This window comes from Acinetobacter sp. MD2(2019) (assembly GCF_035615615.1).
In the GTDB taxonomy this organism is placed as follows: Bacteria; Pseudomonadota; Gammaproteobacteria; order Pseudomonadales; family Moraxellaceae; genus Acinetobacter.
The window spans coordinates 99,992-121,982 of the sequence record NZ_VTDU01000005.1 but is presented as its reverse complement, the minus strand read 5'-3'; the positions used below and the strand labels follow the sequence as shown (position 1 = coordinate 121,982).

The window sequence follows — 21,991 nt, the reverse complement described above, 5'->3', positions numbered from 1 at the left end:
AGCTCTCTTAAAAATGAAAAAACGTTTTTAAAAAGGCTTATGCTCTGGGTGGGCGTAAAATTTCTTGCCAATATCCGGCTAAAACATGTGACATGGCATCAGGTTGTAAAACCAGTGCTTTTTCTTGAATAATGGCGTGCGTGGTCAAGTTAATGCTTGGTTCAAGCAAGGCATAATTTAGAGTTTGGCAATGCATTAACTGGCAGTCGAAACATCCTTGAGGATGCGTTGTTGGAACTGTTTTTGTTATATGCAGATTTGTGTCTGAATGATGATGTGCACAATCCGCCATTGCATGTGTCATCTGTTGTGGCGGCATAGGCGATGCATGATGCATTTGCGTCAAAGGCGTTGCAGTTTTCGAATTTTGCATTGCAGGATGATTCGATTGTGCAAAAGCATTCAGCACACTAAAGCAGCCAAATGCAAAAGCAATTAGCAAACGTACAGCGCTCTGCAACAACGACTTAAAATGCAAATAAGAATCCGATGGATACATGAATTACCCTTAAAATATCGGATTCTTAGTTAAAATACAAACTTAAGCCTTATACGTTTAAGGTGCCCACTTTGCTTAATTCCGCACGCATTTCATCAATCACGGCTTTATAGTCTGGTTTGCTAAAAATAGCCGAACCTGCAACAAACATATCTGCGCCGGCTTCAGCAATTTCACGAATATTGGCAGGACCAACGCCACCATCGACTTCTAAGCGAATGTCTAAACCACTGGCATCAATTATTTTTCGGGCTTGGCGTAATTTATCTAAAGTCATTGGAATAAATTTTTGACCGCCAAATCCAGGGTTGACGCTCATTAATAAAATTTGATCGACTTTATCTAGCACATAATCTAAATAATGTAATGGCGTTGCTGGATTAAACACTAAACCGGCTTTCGCCCCCCCCGCTTTAATTAATTGTAAAGAACGGTCGATGTGGTCGCTCGCTTCAGGATGAAAGGTAATAATGTCTGCGCCTGCATCTAAAAAGTCACCGATCATACGGTCGACTGGTGAAACCATTAAATGTACGTCAATCGGTGCTTTAATGCCATAATTTTTCAATGCTTTACACACACCTGCACCGAAAGTTAAGTTCGGTACATAGTGATTATCCATGACATCAAAATGCACAACATCCGCACCTGCGGCCAATACTTTTTCAACATCCTCACCCAAACGAGCAAAATCTGCAGACAAAATAGAAGGAGCAATCAGATACGGCTTAGACATGGGGGCAACCTAGTAAACGTAAGAAAGTGGCTAGTATAACAAATTCCGCGACCGGCACGATGTCTCTGTCGCGTTTAGATGTTTATGTTGCAGAAACATAACGCAGCATTCTTAAAATACATCTTCACGGTGCTGCATTTTTTGTTAGGGTAATAGCAAATTTTTAAAAGAGATGACCATGACAACGCAAACAATAATCGACACATTAGAAGCAAAACGCATTAGCAAACGACTGTTAAATCATTGGAAACACAAATTTGAAGTATCCGAAACTGAACAAGAATCGCGTATTTTTATGCCCACTGCCACAGTGGTTTTAACAGCTGCTGAAACAACACTTTTGGTGCGTATTGAAAGTGAGTTAGATGATCTGACCCATTTACAACACGTGGTGATTGATCATTTAAATCGTATGGCACAGCAAGAATTTCAGGCTGAATGGAAAACGGCTTAAATTTCAATAACCCTAAGATGTAACACCGCAGCAAATGCAGACGTTTTCGCATACAATTGAAAACACGATAAATATCTATTTTCATTGCTATGCCTCTTCACCTTGCAAAACGCGTGTTGCATCTGCGCTATAAAAAAAATCAGCATGTTATGCGTAACGTGAGCCGTCTTTGGCAAATTGAAAAAGACGTGCAGACCGAACAACAATTACTCGACTATTTACACCCTTGGGGAGATGCCCGCGATTTAAAATTTCACAATGGCTTATCCTTCATTATGGCTATTTCAGGTGCTTTGTGGCTGTTTTTCGGCTGGTTTCTGCGCGATCTGATTTCTTTTCCATTGTGCTTGGTCATCGGCAGTATTCTGATTTTTATTGGCTATATTAGCTATGAAAACCATCATCCCATTCAGAGCGTGATTCAATTTTTAGAACAACGTATGATCCAGTTACGGTATGGGCTGCAATTTGGTGGATTACCTTCACACCTGCCGGCACATACCCAGTCTGTGTATCTGCTCAGCCGTATTAAAAATTTATTTCCTCTATTTAACCAAGGCACGCAGTCCAATCAAATTCAACGTTATGCCGTGACCGATTGGCACGTGGGAGAGCAAACCTATCCCGTTTTAATCTTTGAATATACCTATGTCAGCGCCATCAGCACCGATGATGAAGACGGCGACCGCTTGGTTATTAAAAGCATACAAAAAACCGCATGGGGCGCGTTTATTTTTGAAGTGCCAGCACTGGGTATTGCCATCAGTAATCGGCGCCGTATGTTCGATGAACCTTATACCGAGCGCTGGCACAGCAGCGATATTCGTTTAAATCAACAACTCAAAATTTATGGGATCGATGCCATTAATAATGCCAAACATTTAAGCCCAAGCTTGCTGCTTAAATTAGAACAATTTTTTCAGCATTTTAAAGGCGATTTAATATTCCATGCCGATGAATCGATTGCCTGTTATGTGGGCGAGCAAGATTTATTTGCGCTGCGAAGTAAACAAAATGAAATTCTAGAAATATCTGATTTACGTGGACATTTACGCACCTTAAGCATGCTAAACTACGAAAAATTTAGAACATGCATGCAAAATATATTGTCATAAAAATTGGGGGTACAGGCACATGGGGTGGTTTTTATTTTTAGGAGTTTTCTTTGTACTGGTTGTTTGGGCGATTCTGATTCGCAATAAAATTATTCTCAATTTTAATGCAACCCGCCGTGCGTGGGCAGATGTCAGCAATTTTGAATTACAAAAAATTAAAACTTTGAATCATCTTGAGCAAACCTTACAACAATATACCGTGTTTGAACAACGTACCTTAGAAAAAGTCACGCAGTTGCGGCAGAACATTATGAACCTGAACTTGCACGACAGCGATATTCAGCAACTGCAACACATCGAAACGCTGAATAAAGAATTGTTGCAACTGCTAAATGTGGTGGTTGAAAATTATCCTGAATTAAAAGCCGACCAACTGTATCGCCAAATGATGCAAGAGATTGAAGCGCAAAATGCCAATGTGGCGGCAGCCATTCAAATATTTAACCGTAACGTGGAAGTGTTTAACAACCAAATTCAAATTTTTCCGAATAATTTAATTAACACGCTTCTACTTTCTAAAAAAACCATTCGCCCTTTTAGCGATCCAATCTTGCGCCAGAATTATGACTATAAACCTCATTTTTAGCTTTATATAAATGATTATGCTTGCTTCTACATGAAAGCAAATGCATCAAAATAAGTGCAATTTACTTACAAAACCGCAAAATAAAAAGTGGCGCTGCAACACAGAATCTAGGAAAATATCGCACTTTTGTAATTTGCAAAACATCAGCGAACTGTTTTTTCGCCTCGAGTGGATGAAAGATGAAATTTGAAAAACTAGGTCAGTCGGGTCGTGCCCGTCGTGGTCGCTTAACCTTAGAACACGGTAGCATTGAAACGCCAGTGTTTATGCCTGTGGGTACTTATGGCACGGTCAAAGGCATGTTGCCACGTGACATCGAAGATATTAAAGCCCAAATTATTTTAGGCAATACGTTCCATCTTTATTTACGTCCGGGTTTAGATGTCATTCGTGAGCACGGCGGTTTGCACGGCTTTATGAAATGGAACAAGCCCATTTTAACCGATTCAGGCGGTTTCCAAGTCTTTAGCCTTGGCGCAATGCGTAAAATTAAAGAAGAAGGCGTAACCTTCCGCTCGCCAATTGACGGCTCTAAAGTATTTTTATCGCCTGAAATTTCAATGGATATTCAGCACACTTTAAATTCTGACATCGTCATGATTTTTGATGAATGCACGCCGTATCCAGCAACGCATGAAGAAGCGCAAAAATCACTGCAATTGTCTTTACGTTGGGCAAAACGTTGTAAAACCCAACATCATGATGTCTTGAAAAATAAGAATGCCCTATTCGGGATTATTCAAGGCGGCATGTATGAAGACCTGCGCGATGAATCATTAAAAGGTTTGCTTGAAGTCGACTTTGACGGTTATGCCATTGGCGGCTTGTCGGTGGGTGAACCTAAAGAAGAAATGATCAAAGTGCTTGATTATTTACCGGCAAAAATGCCCGCAGACAAACCACGTTATTTAATGGGCGTGGGCAAACCTGAAGATATCGTAGAAGCGGTGCGCCGCGGCGTAGATATGTTTGACTGCGTGATGCCAACCCGTAATGCGCGTAATGGTCATTATTTTGTGACCGATGGTTTGGTGCGTATTCGTAACAGCCAATATCGTCACGACCAAAAGCCGCTTGACCCGCATTGCGATTGTTATACCTGCCAAAACTTTACCCGCGCGTATTTGTTCCATTTAGAAAAATGCGGTGAAATGTTGGCATCAATGCTCGGCACCATCCACAATTTACGTTATTACCAACGTTTAATGGAAATGATTCGTGATGCGTTAGATGCAGGAACTTTCGATGCATTTGTTGCAGACTTTTATGCCCGCCGTGGCTTAGATGTTCCACCTTGCCCAGAAGACTAATGCGACAACATTGCGCTTCATGCCAAGACAAGGTAAATTGCTCAATTAGTCAGTAAATTTCATTCAAATTAGGAAACTCAGATGAGCCTATTTATTTCTACCGCTTACGCCGCTGATGGTGCAGCACAACAACCAAGTATGTTTGCAAACCTTGGTATGATTGTTGTTTTCGTTGCCATTTTTTATTTTTTAATTTGGCGTCCTCAGTCTAAACGTGCCAAAGAGCATCGTACTTTAATTCAAAGTTTAGGTGTGGGTAGCGAAGTGGTTTTCGCGGGTGGTTTAATGGGGCGTATCACTAAAATTGAAGGTGATTTTGCCGTAGTTGAACTCAACCGTGGCAATGAAGTTAAAATTCAACGCGCAAGTGTTGTTTCTGTATTGCCTGAAGGCACATTGAATAGTCTTTAATTTTTTCCCTAAGTCGTGTGAAAGCACGACTTTCTCATTTTAAGAAGATAGCAAATGCGTTACCCTGCATGGAAATATTTGCTGATTATCGTGGTTTTGATTATCAGTACATTATACGCACTGCCAAGTTTGTACCCAGATGAACCTGCTGTTCAGATTTCAGGGGCAAAGGCTGGGACCAAAATTGACCAGTCCATCTTGCAAAAAGCAGAGCAAATTTTAAAAACCCAAAACATTGCCAGCCATGACAACAGCTTTACCAATAATGCTGCGTTGTTGCGTGTAAGTAATTCCGATGCTCAATTACAAGCAAAAGAAGCTTTACGCCGTGATTTGGGCGATGACTATGTTGTAGCGCTTAACCTCGCGCCAACCACACCAGAATGGTTACAGAAAATTGGTGCAAAACCAATGAAACTGGGCCTAGATTTGCGTGGTGGTGTTCACTTCTTGCTTGAAGTGGATATGGACAAAGCGATTGCGCAGCGCATGGACACTTCATCAACCGACTTACGCCGCCAATTCCGTGACAACAATATTAAGTTTAATAACTTATCGTTAAACAATAATGTGATTACGGTTCAATTTGCGAATAACGAAGACCGTGACGCAGCCATGAGCTTCTTACGTCGTAATGGTAATGAGTTTAGTCAGCAAGCAATTGCAACCGATGCAGGCCCTACGCTTAATCTAAGCTACACCGATGTTCGCAGACAAGAAATTCAGTCTTATGCAGTGAACCAAAACTTAACCACGTTACGTAACCGTATTAACGAGTTAGGTGTGGCTGAAGCCTTGGTTCAAACGCAAGGTAGCAACCGTATTGTGGTTGAATTGCCGGGCGTACAAGATACCGCAGAAGCGAAACGTGTTTTAGGTCGTACCGCGAATTTAGAATTCCGTTTGGTGTCTGACCAAAACGATCAATATATTGACCCAATGACAGGTAAATATAATGGTCAACCGTTGCCTGCAGGTAGCGAATTATTTGCCTATCAATCTTTAGACAGTGGTCGTCAATTACTGTTAAACCGTAATCGTATTTTAACCGGTGAGCGTGTTCAAAATGCCTCTTCTGATTTAAGTACAGATACTGGCGGTGCTGAAGTCAAGATCACCCTCGATAGTGCGGGTGGTAAGCTAATGTCCGATGCAACACGCAGTGCAGTTGGCAAACGTATGGCGGTTTTGTTTATTGAAAATAAACAAAAAATCTCTTACGTGACTGACCCGAAAACTCAAGCACAAACCGAAGTTCGTACGCCATATACCGAATCTGTAGTAATTAATGCGGCAACCGTACAACAAGTGTTGGGTTCACAATTCCGTATTACCGGCTTAAGCTCACCACAAGAAGCGTCAGAACTGGCCCTTATGCTTCGTTCAGGTGCATTGGCCGCGCCAATGTATTTTGTTGAAGAACGTGTGGTTGGCCCAAGTCTTGGACAAGAAAATATCGACAAAGGGATTTTATCTACCGAAGTGGGTTTTATTCTTGTTGCGATTTGGATGATTGTCTTCTTCCGTTTATTTGGTTTAATTGCCAACTTTGCCTTGGTATTTAACCTTGCCATGATTTTAACGGTTATGTCGTGGTTAGGCGCATCATTATCACTTCCGGGTATTGCCGGGATCATCATCACCATTGGTATGGCGGTCGATGCTAACGTGTTAATTTGCGAGCGGATTCGAGAAGAAATTAAATGGGGGGCATCGCCAAAACAAGCCATTGTGGCAGGTTATGACCGTGCCTATAACACCATTATTGACTCGAACTTAACCACGTTTATTGTGGCATTTATTCTATTTGCTATCGGCTCTGGCCCAATTAAAAGCTTTGCGGTCACGCACATGATTGGTATTGTGTGTTCGATGTTTACATCGATTACTGTAACGCGTGCCATTGTCCAATTGGTTTATGGTAAACGCCGTAATTTGAAAAAGTTGAGCATATAGGAGATTCAAAATGACTGATGTGACTCAACCAAAATCAAAACAATACGGCCGACCAGATGATGAACACGTCATCGGGTTTATGAAAATTGCGAAGCCTGCCGGCATCGCCTCTATTCTCATTACCATTGCCAGTGTTTTTTTGATTGCTTTTCACGGGCTGAATTTAGGGCTTGATTTTACAGGCGGTATTTCAGCAGAAGTAACTTATCAAAAAGCAGCCGATCAAGACCAAATTGTCAAATCGCTTGAAAATGCAGGTTTTCAACATGCTGTGGTACAAACTTTAGGCAGTAATACTGACCTACTCGTGCGTATGCCTGCACAAAATGTCAAAGTTGAAGACTTAAACAACACCATTTCTAAAGTGCTGCAATTGCCAAATAATGTGGCAACCGTACACAAAGTAGATTCGGTGGGTGGACAAGTCGGAAATGAACTTTACTTGCGTTCGGCAGGTGCGGTGGCTTTGGCCTTGGCCTTGATGCTGATTTACGTGACCATTCGCTTCGAGTTCAAACTGGCGGTTGGGGCAATTTTATCGTTGTTCCACGATATTTTAGTGATTCTAGGCGTATTTGCATTCATGCAATGGCCGTTTGACTTAACCGTTTTAGCAGCGGTACTGGCAGTGATTGGCTTCTCACTCAACGATAATATCGTTGTGTCAGACCGTATCCGTGAAAACTTCCGTAAAATTCGCGGTGCAAGCCCACGCGAAATTATCGACATTGCCTTAACCGAAACTTTACGCCGTACGGTGCATACCTCAATGACGTTATTGTTGGTTGTGGTTGCTATGCTGATTATGGGCGGTGAAGGCTTACGTTGGTTCTCTGTTGCCATGATTATTGGGGTATTTGCAGGAACCTATTCTTCAATTTATATCGCAACGGCCTATGCGCTGTGGCGTGGTTTGAACCGTCAGGACTTCATTGTTCAAGTCAAACCCGAATTTGAAGATGAACAGCCAATTCCTTAATGAATATATGATAAAAAACAGCATCTTCGGATGCTGTTTTTTTTGGAAAAATGTTATTCACAGTTGCGTAAAAGTTATCCACATTTTTAAGCGAAGTGCAAAATAATCTCGGGCATTTCCTGTTCTATTTCCCGCCATGCAAGCGTTGCCATCGCCCCTGCGTATTCAAAATGCTGATAGCTAAATCTGCCTAAGTTTGCATGTTCACAGCTTCCGTTGTTTTGCCCCAACATTACTTGTGTATTCAGCTGATTTAAATCCATACGAATGCCCAAACCACAGGCTTTTAAAACGGCTTCTTTGGTGGTCCAAACTTGAAACCAAAAGCGAGTATCCTCCCCTGTCGCTTTCCATGCTTGGTATTCTTGTGGATGAAAGGCATGCTGTGCAAGCGCATCAAAACGAACTTTGCGTTGTAGCGACTCGATATCTACCCCGATATCGGCTACATTTTGGCTAATTGCCAAGGCATAATGTTCTCGACCATGAGAGTGATTAAATGCAAGCGTAGGATTGTTTTTTAAATATGGTTTACCCAATTCGTGGCGTGCAAAAATGAGCTTTTCAGGTGTGCTGTATAATTTTTCTGCTAAGCGCTGTGCGCGATATTTTTGGATATAGTCTTGTTGATGGGCTTTTAATTCAGCTTTAGTTAAGTTGTCTTGCGCCGTTGGCGGTACAAGTTGGGACAACAACTCAAAATACATCGTGATTTGTAATGTCATTATCCCAACCACCTTATTTTAAAGTCGCGCCAAATCGCCTTTTAACGCAACACCGGCAATAACAGCCCCTTTATGACATTCATAAGTGGTCGAGCTACGTGTTTCTTTCGACTTATAATAACTCACAATATTAGTTACAGCATTTGCCCCTTTTTTCTTTGCTGTATTTTGCAATTGAATCAGTGCTGAACGTAGTACCCAATCACAAGCAACTTCTGGTGACTTACCAAAACTATTGGTTTTTTTATTGGTCACCACACCGCTTTGAATAATTTTCCCACGGCCTTTCGACGCTAAATAAAACTTAACCGAACCGTCTAGCGTGCCATCAGCAACCGCTTGTTGTACAGCTTCATTAAAATTTAAGTTATAGGTATCGTCTGCTGCTTGCGCTGCTGCGGTCACAGCCATAGTTAGAGTCGTCGCGATGATGATTTTTTGTAGCATGATTTTTTCCTTATTTGTTCGATGATAAATTTAAACTTGCTAAACGTTGAAACACTCTGCGATCAAGACCCGCTTTCCACTTCAACGCTTTACGATGAATTTTATCTCCTCGTTGAGAAAGATATTGGCTATCTGTAATTTTAGAAGATACTTGATGTTGCTGAATTAGGTAAGTGACTTGTAAATAACGCGCACCATGATTAAAACTTGCCACAACACGGTTAGATTCAATTTTTTGAACCACCCAACCATGTCGCGCCATACTTTGCACGGTCGATGCAATATTATTGGCAATCGCCTGATCTTGTACTTGTGGATTCACGATCAGCGTCGATGCCGGAGCAATCTGTCGAGTAGAACACGCAGATAATCCAACGGCCGTGGCCAAAAGTGGAATTAAAAATATTTTTTTTATCATGACAAATTGTCCTTAGTTATGACGTTTTAGAATTAAAGAAGTATTAATCCCACCAAATGCAAAGTTATTACTCATCATTATTTGGGCATCTAATGCACGTGGATGCTCGACAATATAATCTAAATCTCCGCATTGTGGATCAATCTCATCCAAATTTAATGTGGGGATATATTGATTGCGCTGCATCATTTCAATGCTGAGCCACGCTTCAATCGCACCGCATGCGCCCAAGGTATGACCAAAATAGCTTTTAAGCGAACTGATTGGTTTTTTACCCAGCACCTGCATTGTGGCATTAGTTTCTGCAATATCGCCCTGATCGGTGGATGTCCCATGCGCATTGATATAGTCAATTTGCTCTGCTGAAACCTGCGCATCTTTTAAGGCCAGTTGCATACAATGCGCCATCATGGCTTGGTCTGGACGTGTCACGTGCTGACCATCGGTATTGCTGCCATAGCCAATAATTTCTGCATAAATTTTTGCGCCACGCGCCAAGGCATGTTCACGTTCTTCTAAAATTAAACACCCTGCACCTTCACCAATGACCAATCCATCACGTTTGGCATCAAATGGACGCGGTGATTTTTCTGGATGTTCATTCATGCCGCTGGTGGCAAGTAAGACATCAAAAACGGCGGCACTTGCCGCACTGAGTTCTTCTGCACCACCCGCTAACATCACCGTTTGCTTGCCGTATTTAATCGCTTCATAGGCTTGGCCAATGGCCATTGAACCAGAGGTACACGCACTTGATGTAGGTAAAGTTAATCCTTTTAAACCAAAATATACCGTCATGTTGACCGCACTGGTATGCGACATCATTCGAATATAGGTGGTGGCATTTAACTGGGTCATGTCGTTATCAATCAGCATGCAACCAAATTCACGTACTGCATCCACACTGCCCGCAGACGAGCCAAACGCAACGCCAACATCGCCACTATTTAACAGTGGACTGCCACACAAACCAGCATCGATTAACGCAGTTTCAGCACAAACCACCGACATGAGTGCCACGCGCCCCATACCACGTGTAACTTTTCGGTTAAAATGCTTAGGGACCGTAAAGTTTTCGACTGGGCCACCTAGTTTTGTGCGTAAATCTGCATATTTTTCCCAATCTGGCATATATCGAATGCCGCTTTTCTTTAAAGAGAATTGTTCAAAAATTTGGTCTGCGGTTTCACCTAATGAAGTAATACCGGCCATTCCTGTCACGACAACACGTTTCATTATACCAATCCTCCATTCACAGAAATGACTTGACGGGTGATATATGCTGCTTCATCTGAACACAGGAATTTAACCAAACTGGCCACCTCTTCAACTTGCCCCATGCGCTGCATTGGAATCATTTTTAAAGCATGATCTTTGACTTCTTCGGTAACCATTTCGGTTTCAATTAAGCCCGGTGCGACACAATTGACGGTAATTTTACGTTTGGCCAATTCCAAAGCCAGTGCTTTACTGGCACCGATTAATCCTGCTTTTGCCGCACTATAATTGACTTGACCACGGTTACCCATAATTCCAGAAACCGATGAAATGGTGACAATACGCCCACCTTGGCGTAAATGAATCATCGGCATCACCAGTGGCTGAATAATGTTATAAAAGCCATTTAAAGAGGTTGAAATTACTTCATCCCAATCGTTTCCAGTCAACATAGGAAAAGCGCCGTCATGGGTTAAGCCGGCATTTAAAACAATGCCATAAAATGCACCATGTTCAGCAATATCACGCTCAAGGCAAGTGCGAACGGTATCGCGGTCATTCACATCAAATTGTAAGGCATGACTTTGCTGCCCCAACTGCTGTATTTCTTGCACAACGTTTTCAGCATCTTGCATGCGTGAACGTGCATGAACCGTCACATCAAACCCTGCTTTTGCCAGTTGTAAAGCAATGCTACGTCCAATTCCGCGACTAGAGCCTGTGACTAAGATTCGTTTACTCATTTAATTTTTTGTTCCTAATATTGATATTTATGGCTGATAAACACTTAAAACGGCCGAAAGAGTTTGCTCTGCATTACTTAATTCACATTGGAATTGACCTAAACCTTCATGTAAATAAAGCTGCTGTACTTTAATTTTTAGTACATCATTGGGTTTAAAATGAGAAATGGGCAGGTTCATTTTACGTGTTCCAAGTAAATAGCCCACCTTTGGCGACTGCTGATTTTTTTTACCTTGCACACCGGCAAATACTGCAATGCTTTGCGCCATAATTTCAATTGCCACCCAACTTGGAAGGCCTTCTGGCTCATAAAACATCAGTTCAGGACGAATAGTTAATTGGGTAATCACATAGTCATCCCCAGTTTCACAGAGTTCATCCACAAAAATCATGGGAGCTTGGTGTGGAATCAATAACGTGGCATCTTGCATTAAATATCACCTCGGCCAAAAATTAAGCTGATATTACTGCCCCCAAAAGCAAAAGAATTGCTCATCACATAACGAATCGGCTGGTCAATATCAGGCTGCTCTACATAGCGCTGATCTGCCAGTTCAGGATCAATTTCACCGGCTTGATGTAACGGCAACCATGCTTGGTCTTGTAGTACTTGCTGACAAATAAATGCCTCCACTGCCCCTGCGGCACCTAAGCAATGTCCGGTCTGATGTTTGGTACTGCTTAACCATGGTTGATGCTTAAAAACCTGACGCACGGCTTTAATTTCCATAGCATCATTTTGTGGCGTAGCCGTGCCGTGCAAGTTTAAATAATCAATGTCCTCTGCAAGCAGCCCCGCTGCATCGAGCGCTTTTTGCATGGCTTGTTGTGCGCCTCGCCCTTCAGGATGCGGGGCTGAAATATGCCAAGCATCCATAGATTCACCGGATGCCAATAACATCACCGCAGATGGGCGCTTGCTGAGCAAAAATAAACTGGCGGCTTCACCAATGTTAATTCCATCTCGCCTCACCCCACACGGCTGACAAACTCCGCTCGACAAACTCTCTAAACTATAAAATCCATTAAGGGTCAATTTACACAAGCTATCAACACCACCCACTAGCACAGCATCGGCTAAATCGGCATTCAATAAGCGCTGACCGGCTGCAAAGGCTTTGGCGCTAGATGAACATGCCGTGGAAATGGTGTAGGCAATGCCATCCCAATTCAAATAACGTTGTAAACCTTGAGCCAAGGCATTCATTTCTTGTTTTTCGTGGGCAATCCGTTGCTCTGACTGTCCGCAAAAATGCGCTTTTAATGCCTGCTCGTTATCGGCAATACCTGAGGTTGACGTACCAACAACAATTGCTAAGCGATGGCGTGGGAAGGCTTGCGTATAGTCGTGAATTTGCGCCTCTATTTGCTGTAATGCATGAATGGCTAAGCGTAAATTGCGCGAATCAATTTGCTGTAAATCTGCTTTAATTTCAATTGCAGTTAAATCTTGATGATATGCACCAACCAAACAAGATTGATCTAGCAGCAAATCGTCTCGTTGGGTTAAACAACTGCTGGTTTGGGTTAAAGCGTAACGAACATCTTGTGCAGTTTTGCCCAAAGCAGATACGCTTGCACTGAATTGTATGCCGACTGCCCCTGCATGTTGACTCTGCTGAAACATTAATTTCCCGCCTGTAAAGCTTCATCGATTGGACTAAACACAATCGTATAAGGTACGTGTAAATTTTCAAGTTGAATGCTTTGCTGCGATTGCTGCGTAATGTTTAACACATGCTGCTGCGCAATATAAATTTGTTGTTGGTTGTCTATCTGCTGAATGGTGATATTCGCCTGTCCTGCCTGCGCAAATTTTGGATACGTCGCAAATAAAATATCGCGCACTAAAAAGTCGAAGGGCAGCAAACGCATTTGTGGCATACGCTGCTCCACCTTAACCGTTTTACCATCAAAATTCAGTTTAAATAATATTTGCCCAGTGAGACTCAGCCCAAGCATAGAAAGTTGTTGACCTTGCTGCTGCTGATACAACAAAAAACTAAAACTTTGCTGCTTCCACTTCACCTCAACCTGATCTTGGCGTTGATACTGTTGCGCAGGCCAATGTGGTGCAGCCAAGGCAGGTGCTTGGGGATAAAACGACTGACAAGCCCCCAAAGACAATACCAAAGCAAGTACAATTATTTGCGCGATTTTTGACATATTAGCTCTCTAGCACAGGCGCTATGTTTAATCCTTCACGGCAATATTCTGCAATTACGCTTAAACGGCGTTTGGCATTTTTATGAATGGGATTATTCACATCCCACGCGTAACCGGCCAATAACGAAGAAATCATTTCACGAATTTGCACTTGCTGATTCGTACTAAACACCACATCTTGGAATTCACCGCTATACCAAGCTTCTACATAAGCCCGAAACACTTGAATACCTTGGCGCAGTGGTCGCTCATATTCTTGCATCCAATCGACCGATTGACCTTGTAACACGTGCTCGACAAGCGGCACCACCAAACTGGACGATTTTAATGCAATGGTCACACCTGAAGAAAATACCGGATCTAAAAACTCACCCGCATTGCCTAATAGCGCATAATTACGCTCTGCCAAATGTTTCACATTGGCTGAATAGCCGACCAAAGTTCGCACTGGCGTATCAAATGTTGCTCGGCTGAGCACCTGCGATAACGCCGGTTCATCTTGTAAGATTTTTTTGAATAATGCTTCTAATACTTCGGCACTATCGTCACCTGTATAACCATACGCATCAAAAAAATCTTGCTCTGCCACAATACCAAAAGATGAGCGTCCATCGGCAAAAGGAATTAACCAATACCATGCACGGCGATCTTTTTCATGTACGCTAATCAGAATTTTTTCACGATCAAAATTTGGATCATCTAAAATGCCATCTTCAATATGGGTAAAAATAGCACGGCGAATCGGAAAGTCGGACGGACTTTCTAAATCTAATTTTTTAGGTAGCACCCGACCAAAGCCACTGGCATCTAATAAAAATTTCGCCTGAATTTGGTATTCTAATCCTACTTCATCGGCAACGGTTAATATGGGATGCTCACTTGCCACATCAACAGCAATCACATCGTGTCCATAGCGAATATCTGCACCATATTTTTCTGCTTGATTGGCCAGTAAGTGGTCAAAAGCGGCACGTCTGACTTGCCAAGTGGTGCCCGGCCCTTCACTAAATTTTTCACGAAAATCATAGAAACTGCGTTGCTGTCCACGTAAAAAACTTGCGCCATTTTTATATTGGAAATTCAGGCGATCGGCATGTTCTCGTACGGTATCTAGCAATCCTGCTTCTTCTAAAAACACCATGCTTTGCGGTAACAAGGATTCACCAATCGAAAAACGTGGAAAATGTTGTTTTTCTAAGATAACAACCTGATGTCCTTTTTTGCGCAACAAGGCTGCTGCTGATGCTCCTGCTGGGCCAGCCCCAATAATCACAATATCTGTTTGTTGTATCATCATTTTAATTTAATTCCTGTTTTATCTTTAAACTTCGAATCATTTGGTATTTTGAATCGGCCATAGTAAATAAGGTGGCGTAAATAAAGGAAAAAACCACCCCGAGTAAAACCGTTAATCCGAAACAGTGAATGGCGTAAGTATGGCTGAACGACAATAAACCAAAACCAAGTAAAGTCGATAACATACATAATAGTAATGCCATGCTCACCACTTTAGGATGGTCATGCCCATGTCGATAAAAGATTGCATAGTCGACCCCAATGCCAATAATTAAGAATGTGCCCATAATACTAAACACATTAATTTCGACACCCAACCATGCTTGAACCGCAAAGGTAGACAGTAAAGCTAAAGTGACTGGCATGACCAAAGGCAAGATGGAATGCTTACCATAAATGATGCCTAAGCCCACGGCCAAACCCATTAAAGCCACCAATAATAATTTTTGCGCGTGTTCGCGGTAATCTTTAAACATATTCGACAAGGTAACAATCGGCTGCTGCAAGTGAATGTTGTCGGTTTGCAATTTTTTCAGTGCCGACACATCAGCAATACCTTGTAATAACACCAAACGTTGCTGCGGACTTTTTGCTAAAAAATACAGCGGATGTGTTTTAAAATCTTGCACAGTTAATAAGGGCTGCGCGGCTAAATGCTGCTGCCACGCCAAAACATCTGCTGTTGGTAAATGCAGGACTTCGGCATAGTTCGCTAGTTCAGACTTTGGAATATTGATTAAATATTGCCGATTTTGCTGTTGTTGTTGCTGTGAAGGCAACCACTGACCTAAAGCCTGAAATCCTTGTAGTTTTCCTTGCTGTTGTAACTGCTGTAATTGTTGAATCAGCGTTTGTTCTTGTTGCTCCAGCATAGCCGTAGATGTGGCTTGAATCACAAAGTAATCGCTGGCTTGCTGTTGTGCAAAACGCTGGCGAATATATTGGTCTTCTTGTTTAAGCTGTGCATCCATACTTTGCAAATTACGGATATCATCATTGCTTTGTAAACGAAGCAGACTTAAGCCACTTACCAATAAAATCACAGCCATGACCGTATAACGCAATGTGGTTTTGGCTTGAAAATATGTGCGTGCCTTACCAATCCAATGTAAGCGTTCAATCGCAGGTTCTGCATTTAGCGCAGGTAAGCGTGGTAGCAATAAAATGCTGGTGATCCATGCGGCAATCAGTCCCACCACTGAAAAAACAGCAATTTGGTGAAACCCTGGAAATGGAGTAAAGCTTAAAACCAAATACGCAACGACCGTTGTCATTAAGCCCATAAATAAACTTGGCAATAACGGCTTTAAAATTTGGAATCCGTTTAAGTTGCGATGTTGTGACTGCAATGCCATAAAATAAAAAGAAAAATCGACACAAACACCAATTAAACTTGCCCCAAAAACCAAAGTGACTAAATGAATTTCGCCAAACCAAGTATGGGTTACAGTTAAAGCAACCAAACTGCCACTGGTCACGGTAATAAATTCGGTCAGCATTGGGCGTAATGAACGAAAGCCAAACCACACCAAAAAAATCAGTCCTAAGCTTGAACCCAAACCAATGGTTGAAATTTCTTGCTGTGCAGATTGAGTGCCAAAACTGGTAAAGATTAAAGTGCCTGTCCAATGGCTCGTGACCTGTTGTTTTGCCAAGCTTGCTTTAGCCTGTGTAATCCATGCCGAAACTTTTTCTTGGTAATCAATATTATATGGGCTGTCTTTTAATTCTAGCACCAACAAACGAGAGACTTTATTGCCATCGTGCACGGTGGCAAAGCCTTGTTCAAGCTGAATATTTTGCGTGTTGTGCTGCGCCAACCCCATCACATAACGTGGAAACAACAATAAAGGATCTTGTTTGAATAACTGTGCAGTCAAGGGCATGCCCGGACTCATGACTTGCAATAAACTTTGCTCAGACAACGCGCTATAATCTTTTTGCTGTAATATTTGCTGATCTTGCGTATTTAACAAGCCCGCCCGATGCGCAAACAACACATGACCAAACTGCTCGGCATTAAACTGTGGACGCAGCGGTGCAATCCACTGTTGTTGAGCAATTTGCTGCTGAAGTTGTTGGGTCGCGCGATCAAGCGTTTGGCTATCGGCCGCATCTAAAACCACAAATAATTTATTATTTAATTGTTGATTCACATATTGCTGAGTTTCAGCCAAATCTTGCTGCTGACTTAATTTAGGCAATAATGCAAAAATATTGGTTTGAATATGAATATCTTTATTCAGCCAAAGCCAGCCCATAAAAATACTGCAACACAGTAAAATAACCAGCCAAATGGCTGTGGCTTTATTTTGCCAATTGGAAAAGTGCATATTCTTGAGCTGTTAATGTCTGTGGTTGAGTCGTTTGCTGGCTAAAATGAATTTGTGTGATGTTGCCATCTTTTTCTTGAATGACAATTTGATTCACAAAACGTCCACCTTGAACGTTCACTTGGTTAAATAATTTCTTAAATAAACTGCTTTTCGGACTTAATGCTACCATCCAACCTTGAGGATTTTTTTGTACATTTAACACATTAAAATGACTGGCTAATGCTTTTTCATCGCCGGCCATTAATTGTAAAAATAACGTTGCAACCGAACCATAAGGCGATTGTTTAACATCAATTTGGCTCATTGTGCGCTGCGTTTTTTGCACCAGTTTTTCAGGGGTAACGATTAAATCGGCCTGAACTGGGCTGTGCATTTGCCATAACACACCCTGCTGTTTGCTAAACAACACATTGCCTTTAGAAACATAAGTTCGGTTCAATGCAGTCAATTTTTTTTCCTGTTCAAACTGGGCATGTACTATTGGCGTTGCCGACACTTGCTTAAAAATTTCACTTGCTTGATTTAACGGTGCTGCAACACACCATTGCAATGTCGAGATAATGCCTAGCAGCACAAGGCTCCCAATACGTAACTTAAGTTTCATTTTTTATTCCTGTCGGCTTAAAATCGGCCCATGCATTTAAACAATCCAGTAAAATTTTTGGCGATTCTAAACACAACTCTCGAGTAGCAATATGGACTGCAACTTGTGTGGTATAGCCTTTGGTTAAACGCTTGCCTGTAGTTGCATCGAAAACCAAATAATCTATTTTTAAACGATTTTCCCATTCTTTTAAAATGGCACGCACTCTAATTTTTTGTTGAAATTGAATACCATACACATAACGAACATGGCTTTCAATCACAGGCCATGCATAGCCAGAAGCCTGCATTTGCATATAGTTATAATTAAATTGATCGAGCAACGCACAGCGCGCAATTTCAAAATATTTTAAATAATGCCCATGCCATACCACGTTCATAGTATCGACATCATGAAAAGGGACATCAATAATTACCTCAGCATACATGCTGCGTCTCCTCTTGCTTCAACCATGTACACTTTATCCATTCTAAAGCGTCCAATTGTTGTAACTTGTTTTGCATTGTTCGATTGTCTTTAATCCACGGAAAAACATCTAAGGGCGATGCTTGAAATTGCGCGAATTGCGCATCGAACACATTGGTTTTATGCAGTTTGGCTGCGTGCTCAACACGACAAAATGGCTCACCCAGCATCGATGCAGTCATTCTTGAATCTTCCAAAACTGATAAAAATTAAACCATTGATACGGCGCTTTAATACAATGCTGTTCTAATAGTTGGATATATTGCGTCGTAAAATGTGCCATCTGTTGCATTCGCGCCTGACGCGGCAAATCAATCACCTCGGCTAAAGCATGAAAATGTGCCTCTAATTGCTGTTGATGACGATAACAAAAACTCGCAACCACAGGCACTTTCAATAAGTTTGCCAAAATCCATGCGCCTTGTGGCCACTGGGCGGGCTGTCCTAAAAAGGACAGTGTTTGCGTCCGCTGCGAATGTGCTGGCACACGGTCAGCGGCAATAATCACCCATTCACCCGCCTCGATTTTGTCTTGCAATAAAATCGTGGTATCAATCCCCAATTGATCAACTGCAATTAAGGACACCGTGCTGTGGTGATTCATTTTTTTTAAAAATTGATTAAACGCCTGTGCATGGTTTTGATAAACCAAAATATTTATTTTCTGATTTGTGGCTGACTTTAACGCACGTAATAACTCAATATTGCCAAAATGCGACACCACAATGACCAAGCCTTTTCCATAGTGACGACTTAAATGCTCGTGACCATAAATTTTTAATGCCTGTTCAGGGATTTCTCCCAACCAACCTTGCATTTTGTCCACAATGGCTTCAGCAAAATGTAAAAAATGTTGATAACTCTGTAGCCACGTTGGTGTCTGTTTAAATGGTGAATGTGGCTGAGCAAAAACATGTAAATTTTTTAAATAACTTAAGGATGCTTGACGTGCATGCGATGAAAACAACCAATACCACATCACAATAAAATACGAAATTGACTGAATGAACCCACGCCCAAAAATGCGATACAAAAACAAGATCAATAATAAGGGGAACATTCCGCCTTTTTCTTTAATCTCATTCCATTTCGGATTGGGCTGACTCGACATTAATCACGTCCTTTCAAGCGCTGTGTAACAAGTTTTGGAAAGCGCACCAACATGCCCACAAACAATTTAGAATGCATTTTGGTCAAAATCCAGTTGTCTTCCCATGCACGAAAATGTGAAATGCCATCTTCAGGGTAAATCACTGCGGTTTCAATATTGCGAAAATCGAGTCCAGCCCAACACAGACGTACTAAAATTTCACTGTCAAATCCCATGCGTTGGGGCAATTTAATACTATGAATAATCTGAAGTGTTGGGGCCAACGGATAGACCCGAAAACCACACATGCTGTCTTTAATTTGTAAAGACAGACTATTAATCCAGACCCAAATATGGGTTGCATAACGGCCATACAAACGGCCTTTGGGTACAGTTTCATCAAAAATAGGGCTGCCAATCACCACATCATTGGGGTGTTGCTCTGAACAATTAATAAATTTGGGAATATCCGACCAATCATGCTGACCATCTGAATCTAACTGCAAAGCATGGCTATATCCCATTTTTTGTGCTTGTTTTAGCCCGGTCATCACCGCTTGGCCTTTGCCCATATTGTGTGAATGCTCAACCAAAGTCAGGTGCGGATATTGCTGCGCTAAGCTAGTTAATACACTCGAGGTTTGAGCATTGCTGCCATCGTTCACCACAATAATAGGTAAAGATAATGTGCTGATATAAGCCATCAGCTCGACAAGATAATGCGGATGGTTATAAACAGGAATCACGCAAACAATACGATGTGTCATCACGGCGTACTCTCTTGACAGGCAAACAATAATCGCCCAGATGCAATGGCTTTGTCTTGGTGTTTAAGCTCAAAACTGACCTTATGTTGTTTACGCACCAAGGTCAGCGTTAAAACAAAATGTGGGCAAATTAAATCTTGAAATTTAAGCTGTTCAAATCCCAAACATTGGCCTAAATCGGCCCAAGTATTCATCGAAAAATGGCGTAAAAACGCAATTTGACCCACACCGGGATAAATCGGTTGATTCGGGAAATGCCCTTTAAAGCAAATTAACTCTGGTGGAAACTCAAGCTGATAAATCGCCTGATCGGTGTGCTGTTGGTAACTTAACACCACCGGATATTGGGCATCTTGAAATAGATTGGTCATATCTTGCTTATTTAATTTAGATTGGCTATTGCGTGGAAGTTGCGATAAAAAACGCCATTGCCGAGGAATCGCAATCGGTTCTAATACCGTTTGCAATTGTTGTTTTAGCTGACGCACATAGCTGTGCTTGCCCTGCTGCTGCAGCGATAACATTTCGTCTTCATTTAAGGCGACAACACATGCCAACAATTCACGCTGCTCATGCGGCACAAGTAAAACATGACATTGATTAATTTGACTCAACGCTTCAATTTTATGCTCAATTTCATCCAAACTTAAGCGTTTTTCTTCCAGCTTTACAATTCGATCAACTCGCCCCAACAATCGAAAAGGACTTTTTAAATCATCGTGTTGGATTAATTCAACACGATCGCCGGTGGCCACCCAATCAGTTGTATCACAAGCATGCAAACTTCGAATAGACAATTGCTGTTGTGCATCGCTTGACACATCAACATCGGCAAATGGTTGCCAAAGTGCGTCATCGGCATGGCGATAAGCAATGCCACCAGTTTCAGAACTGCCAAAGACTTCTGTCACCGTCACATTAATATTTCCACGAATGCCTGAATCAAGCTTTCCACCCGATGAATACAAGGCTACACAATGCTGCAACTGAAGCTCTGCCGACCAGCGTTTTAATAATGCTGGGCTGGTCACCAAATAATTACTCAATTGCAAGGCATTTAATTGTTGCTGTAATTGCACCACATATTCTGGGTAAATAAATTGCTCGCGATAAAATGCGCGTCCCGTGGCAAGTGGCAATAGCACTTTAAACAGCAAACCGTAAATATGCTGATGACTTACGGTGGCAATCGCCACAGCCTGAGCGGGTAAGTTAAAACTCTGCGCAAGCCCTTGCACTTCAGATAATAACTGCTGCAAGGTACGATGAATTTTTTTAGGTTCGCCAGTCGACCCAGAAGTAAAAAATACAATTTGGCTTTGACTCAAGTCTTCATCGGTAAAAGGCTGGATGTTGGGTGCATTAGCACACTCTTGGCGTTGAATAAACTCGATGCCCTCTTCGGCAAGTTGTTGCTGTAATTGTGGCACACGATTGGGCGGTAAAATTAAGCGTTTTTTTGCATATAAACACGCAAAGAACAAGACCAAAAATTCGTAACTATCTGGTTCCCACAAGGCAAAAGCTGTCGCTTTGAATGCTGAAATTGCAGTAGCTTGATGGCTGACATCTTGCCAAAAACGAGAAAATGAAATAGTTTGTAATTCTGCATCAAAACACAAAATTGTGTCTGCAGTTAAATAATCGTTAAAATGGCAAAGTTTCATTT

25 protein-coding genes are annotated in these 21,991 nt (G+C 41.8%); 7 read left to right on the top strand and 18 right to left on the bottom strand.

Translation table 11 applies throughout. The features are described 5' to 3' along the window. Positions 1-37 precede the first annotated feature (37 nt). The gene (locus I2F62_RS04610; protein WP_324625846.1) at positions 38-499 is read right to left on the bottom strand and encodes a hypothetical protein; all 462 of its coding nucleotides are present in this window, start codon (positions 497-499) and stop codon (positions 38-40) included. 49 nt (positions 500-548) lie between these two features. Then, positions 549-1,235 carry a ribulose-phosphate 3-epimerase gene (gene rpe / locus I2F62_RS04605; RefSeq protein ID WP_324625845.1) on the bottom strand — a complete coding sequence of 229 codons (687 nt, stop codon included), beginning with the start codon at positions 1,233-1,235 and terminating at the stop codon, positions 549-551. A gap of 178 nt (positions 1,236-1,413) precedes the next feature. Here rpe and I2F62_RS04600 point away from each other — a divergent pair, with 178 nt between their 5' ends. From I2F62_RS04600 to secF, 7 genes are all read left to right on the top strand, one after another. Beyond that, on the top strand, positions 1,414-1,689 hold the full coding sequence (locus I2F62_RS04600; RefSeq protein ID WP_324625844.1) for a DUF2218 domain-containing protein: 276 nt from the start codon (positions 1,414-1,416) through the stop codon (positions 1,687-1,689). A gap of 149 nt (positions 1,690-1,838) precedes the next feature. Next, the gene (locus I2F62_RS04595) at positions 1,839-2,804 is read left to right on the top strand and encodes a hypothetical protein (protein WP_324625843.1); all 966 of its coding nucleotides are present in this window, start codon (positions 1,839-1,841) and stop codon (positions 2,802-2,804) included. Positions 2,805-2,823: 19 nt separating this feature from the next. Further along, a complete protein-coding gene (locus I2F62_RS04590) occupies positions 2,824-3,390 on the top strand; it encodes a LemA family protein (protein ID WP_324625842.1) in 567 nt (188 codons plus the stop codon). 179 nt (positions 3,391-3,569) lie between these two features. Next, the gene (tgt, locus tag I2F62_RS04585; protein ID WP_324625841.1) at positions 3,570-4,700 is read left to right on the top strand and encodes a tRNA guanosine(34) transglycosylase Tgt; all 1,131 of its coding nucleotides are present in this window, start codon (positions 3,570-3,572) and stop codon (positions 4,698-4,700) included. A gap of 81 nt (positions 4,701-4,781) precedes the next feature. Continuing rightward, positions 4,782-5,111, top strand: a complete 330-nt coding sequence (gene yajC / locus I2F62_RS04580; RefSeq protein ID WP_324625840.1) for a preprotein translocase subunit YajC — start codon at positions 4,782-4,784, stop codon at positions 5,109-5,111. 54 nt (positions 5,112-5,165) lie between these two features. Continuing rightward, the gene (gene secD, locus I2F62_RS04575; protein ID WP_324625839.1) at positions 5,166-7,067 is read left to right on the top strand and encodes a protein translocase subunit SecD; all 1,902 of its coding nucleotides are present in this window, start codon (positions 5,166-5,168) and stop codon (positions 7,065-7,067) included. 10 nt (positions 7,068-7,077) lie between these two features. Then, entirely contained in the window at positions 7,078-8,046 is a 969-nt protein-coding gene (gene secF, locus I2F62_RS04570; protein WP_324625838.1) for a protein translocase subunit SecF, read from the top strand. An 86-nt stretch (positions 8,047-8,132) separates the two neighbouring features. Here the strand turns inward: secF and I2F62_RS04565 are convergent, their stop codons facing one another. From I2F62_RS04565 to I2F62_RS04490, 16 genes are read right to left on the bottom strand one after another with little or no spacing between them, the layout of a single operon-like run. Further along, positions 8,133-8,771, bottom strand: coding sequence for a 4'-phosphopantetheinyl transferase family protein (locus I2F62_RS04565; RefSeq protein WP_324625837.1), 639 nt, complete (start codon positions 8,769-8,771; stop codon positions 8,133-8,135). 18 nt (positions 8,772-8,789) lie between these two features. Beyond that, the gene (locus tag I2F62_RS04560) at positions 8,790-9,218 is read right to left on the bottom strand and encodes an excinuclease (protein ID WP_420713717.1); all 429 of its coding nucleotides are present in this window, start codon (positions 9,216-9,218) and stop codon (positions 8,790-8,792) included. A gap of 10 nt (positions 9,219-9,228) precedes the next feature. Beyond that, positions 9,229-9,636, bottom strand: a complete 408-nt coding sequence (locus tag I2F62_RS04555) for a hypothetical protein (RefSeq protein WP_324625836.1) — start codon at positions 9,634-9,636, stop codon at positions 9,229-9,231. Positions 9,637-9,648: 12 nt separating this feature from the next. Beyond that, positions 9,649-10,872, bottom strand: coding sequence for a beta-ketoacyl-ACP synthase (locus I2F62_RS04550; RefSeq protein ID WP_324625835.1), 1,224 nt, complete (start codon positions 10,870-10,872; stop codon positions 9,649-9,651). Continuing rightward, positions 10,872-11,597, bottom strand: a complete 726-nt coding sequence (locus I2F62_RS04545) for a 3-ketoacyl-ACP reductase FabG2 (protein WP_324625834.1) — start codon at positions 11,595-11,597, stop codon at positions 10,872-10,874. The genes I2F62_RS04550 and I2F62_RS04545 overlap by 1 nt, the downstream gene beginning before the upstream one ends. Positions 11,598-11,624: 27 nt before the next feature. Then, positions 11,625-12,029, bottom strand: a complete 405-nt coding sequence (locus tag I2F62_RS04540; RefSeq protein WP_324625833.1) for a 3-hydroxylacyl-ACP dehydratase — start codon at positions 12,027-12,029, stop codon at positions 11,625-11,627. Continuing rightward, positions 12,029-13,225, bottom strand: coding sequence for a beta-ketoacyl-[acyl-carrier-protein] synthase family protein (locus I2F62_RS04535; RefSeq protein WP_324625832.1), 1,197 nt, complete (start codon positions 13,223-13,225; stop codon positions 12,029-12,031). Before I2F62_RS04535 ends, I2F62_RS04540 begins: the two co-directional genes overlap by 1 nt. Beyond that, positions 13,225-13,764: a DUF3261 domain-containing protein gene (locus I2F62_RS04530; RefSeq protein WP_324625831.1), complete on the bottom strand. Its 540-nt coding sequence runs from the start codon at positions 13,762-13,764 to the stop codon at positions 13,225-13,227. The genes I2F62_RS04535 and I2F62_RS04530 overlap by 1 nt, the downstream gene beginning before the upstream one ends. A gap of 1 nt (position 13,765) precedes the next feature. Further along, positions 13,766-15,061, bottom strand: a complete 1,296-nt coding sequence (locus I2F62_RS04525; RefSeq protein ID WP_324625830.1) for an NAD(P)/FAD-dependent oxidoreductase — start codon at positions 15,059-15,061, stop codon at positions 13,766-13,768. Between the two features lies 1 nt (position 15,062). Next, positions 15,063-17,393: a hypothetical protein gene (locus I2F62_RS04520; protein ID WP_324625829.1), complete on the bottom strand. Its 2,331-nt coding sequence runs from the start codon at positions 17,391-17,393 to the stop codon at positions 15,063-15,065. Beyond that, positions 17,368-18,000 carry an outer membrane lipoprotein carrier protein LolA gene (locus I2F62_RS04515; RefSeq protein WP_324625828.1) on the bottom strand — a complete coding sequence of 211 codons (633 nt, stop codon included), beginning with the start codon at positions 17,998-18,000 and terminating at the stop codon, positions 17,368-17,370. The genes I2F62_RS04520 and I2F62_RS04515 overlap by 26 nt, the downstream gene beginning before the upstream one ends. Beyond that, positions 17,990-18,427 (bottom strand): thioesterase family protein, encoded by a 438-nt coding sequence (locus I2F62_RS04510; protein ID WP_324625827.1) that lies wholly within the window; start codon positions 18,425-18,427, stop codon positions 17,990-17,992. The genes I2F62_RS04515 and I2F62_RS04510 overlap by 11 nt, the downstream gene beginning before the upstream one ends. Then, positions 18,417-18,647: a hypothetical protein gene (locus tag I2F62_RS04505; RefSeq protein WP_324625826.1), complete on the bottom strand. Its 231-nt coding sequence runs from the start codon at positions 18,645-18,647 to the stop codon at positions 18,417-18,419. Before I2F62_RS04505 ends, I2F62_RS04510 begins: the two co-directional genes overlap by 11 nt. Next, positions 18,644-19,576, bottom strand: a complete 933-nt coding sequence (locus tag I2F62_RS04500) for an acyltransferase (protein ID WP_324625825.1) — start codon at positions 19,574-19,576, stop codon at positions 18,644-18,646. Before I2F62_RS04500 ends, I2F62_RS04505 begins: the two co-directional genes overlap by 4 nt. After that, positions 19,576-20,322 (bottom strand): glycosyltransferase family 2 protein, encoded by a 747-nt coding sequence (locus tag I2F62_RS04495; protein WP_324625872.1) that lies wholly within the window; start codon positions 20,320-20,322, stop codon positions 19,576-19,578. Before I2F62_RS04495 ends, I2F62_RS04500 begins: the two co-directional genes overlap by 1 nt. Next, the gene (locus I2F62_RS04490; protein ID WP_324625824.1) at positions 20,322-21,989 is read right to left on the bottom strand and encodes an AMP-binding protein; all 1,668 of its coding nucleotides are present in this window, start codon (positions 21,987-21,989) and stop codon (positions 20,322-20,324) included. Before I2F62_RS04490 ends, I2F62_RS04495 begins: the two co-directional genes overlap by 1 nt. Between the last annotated feature and the right edge of the window lie 2 nt (positions 21,990-21,991).

Bases quoted from the DNA above. Each gene is read 5' to 3' on its own strand.
- I2F62_RS04610 (WP_324625846.1), bottom strand. From the start codon at position 499: ATGTATCCATCGGATTCTTATTTGCATTTTAAGTCGTTGTTGCAGAGC.
- rpe (WP_324625845.1), bottom strand. From the start codon at position 1,235: ATGTCTAAGCCGTATCTGATTGCTCCTTCTATTTTGTCTGCAGATTTT.
- I2F62_RS04600 (WP_324625844.1), top strand. From the start codon at position 1,414: ATGACAACGCAAACAATAATCGACACATTAGAAGCAAAACGCATTAGC.
- I2F62_RS04595 (WP_324625843.1), top strand. From the start codon at position 1,839: ATGCGTAACGTGAGCCGTCTTTGGCAAATTGAAAAAGACGTGCAGACC.
- I2F62_RS04590 (WP_324625842.1), top strand. From the start codon at position 2,824: ATGGGGTGGTTTTTATTTTTAGGAGTTTTCTTTGTACTGGTTGTTTGG.
- tgt (WP_324625841.1), top strand. From the start codon at position 3,570: ATGAAATTTGAAAAACTAGGTCAGTCGGGTCGTGCCCGTCGTGGTCGC.
- yajC (WP_324625840.1), top strand. From the start codon at position 4,782: ATGAGCCTATTTATTTCTACCGCTTACGCCGCTGATGGTGCAGCACAA.
- secD (WP_324625839.1), top strand. From the start codon at position 5,166: ATGCGTTACCCTGCATGGAAATATTTGCTGATTATCGTGGTTTTGATT.
- secF (WP_324625838.1), top strand. From the start codon at position 7,078: ATGACTGATGTGACTCAACCAAAATCAAAACAATACGGCCGACCAGAT.
- I2F62_RS04565 (WP_324625837.1), bottom strand. From the start codon at position 8,771: ATGACATTACAAATCACGATGTATTTTGAGTTGTTGTCCCAACTTGTA.
- I2F62_RS04560 (WP_420713717.1), bottom strand. From the start codon at position 9,218: ATGCTACAAAAAATCATCATCGCGACGACTCTAACTATGGCTGTGACC.
- I2F62_RS04555 (WP_324625836.1), bottom strand. From the start codon at position 9,636: ATGATAAAAAAAATATTTTTAATTCCACTTTTGGCCACGGCCGTTGGA.
- I2F62_RS04550 (WP_324625835.1), bottom strand. From the start codon at position 10,872: ATGAAACGTGTTGTCGTGACAGGAATGGCCGGTATTACTTCATTAGGT.
- I2F62_RS04545 (WP_324625834.1), bottom strand. From the start codon at position 11,597: ATGAGTAAACGAATCTTAGTCACAGGCTCTAGTCGCGGAATTGGACGT.
- I2F62_RS04540 (WP_324625833.1), bottom strand. From the start codon at position 12,029: ATGCAAGATGCCACGTTATTGATTCCACACCAAGCTCCCATGATTTTT.
- I2F62_RS04535 (WP_324625832.1), bottom strand. From the start codon at position 13,225: ATGTTTCAGCAGAGTCAACATGCAGGGGCAGTCGGCATACAATTCAGT.
- I2F62_RS04530 (WP_324625831.1), bottom strand. From the start codon at position 13,764: ATGTCAAAAATCGCGCAAATAATTGTACTTGCTTTGGTATTGTCTTTG.
- I2F62_RS04525 (WP_324625830.1), bottom strand. From the start codon at position 15,061: ATGATGATACAACAAACAGATATTGTGATTATTGGGGCTGGCCCAGCA.
- I2F62_RS04520 (WP_324625829.1), bottom strand. From the start codon at position 17,393: ATGCACTTTTCCAATTGGCAAAATAAAGCCACAGCCATTTGGCTGGTT.
- I2F62_RS04515 (WP_324625828.1), bottom strand. From the start codon at position 18,000: ATGAAACTTAAGTTACGTATTGGGAGCCTTGTGCTGCTAGGCATTATC.
- I2F62_RS04510 (WP_324625827.1), bottom strand. From the start codon at position 18,427: ATGTATGCTGAGGTAATTATTGATGTCCCTTTTCATGATGTCGATACT.
- I2F62_RS04505 (WP_324625826.1), bottom strand. From the start codon at position 18,647: ATGACTGCATCGATGCTGGGTGAGCCATTTTGTCGTGTTGAGCACGCA.
- I2F62_RS04500 (WP_324625825.1), bottom strand. From the start codon at position 19,576: ATGTCGAGTCAGCCCAATCCGAAATGGAATGAGATTAAAGAAAAAGGC.
- I2F62_RS04495 (WP_324625872.1), bottom strand. From the start codon at position 20,322: ATGACACATCGTATTGTTTGCGTGATTCCTGTTTATAACCATCCGCAT.
- I2F62_RS04490 (WP_324625824.1), bottom strand. From the start codon at position 21,989: ATGAAACTTTGCCATTTTAACGATTATTTAACTGCAGACACAATTTTG.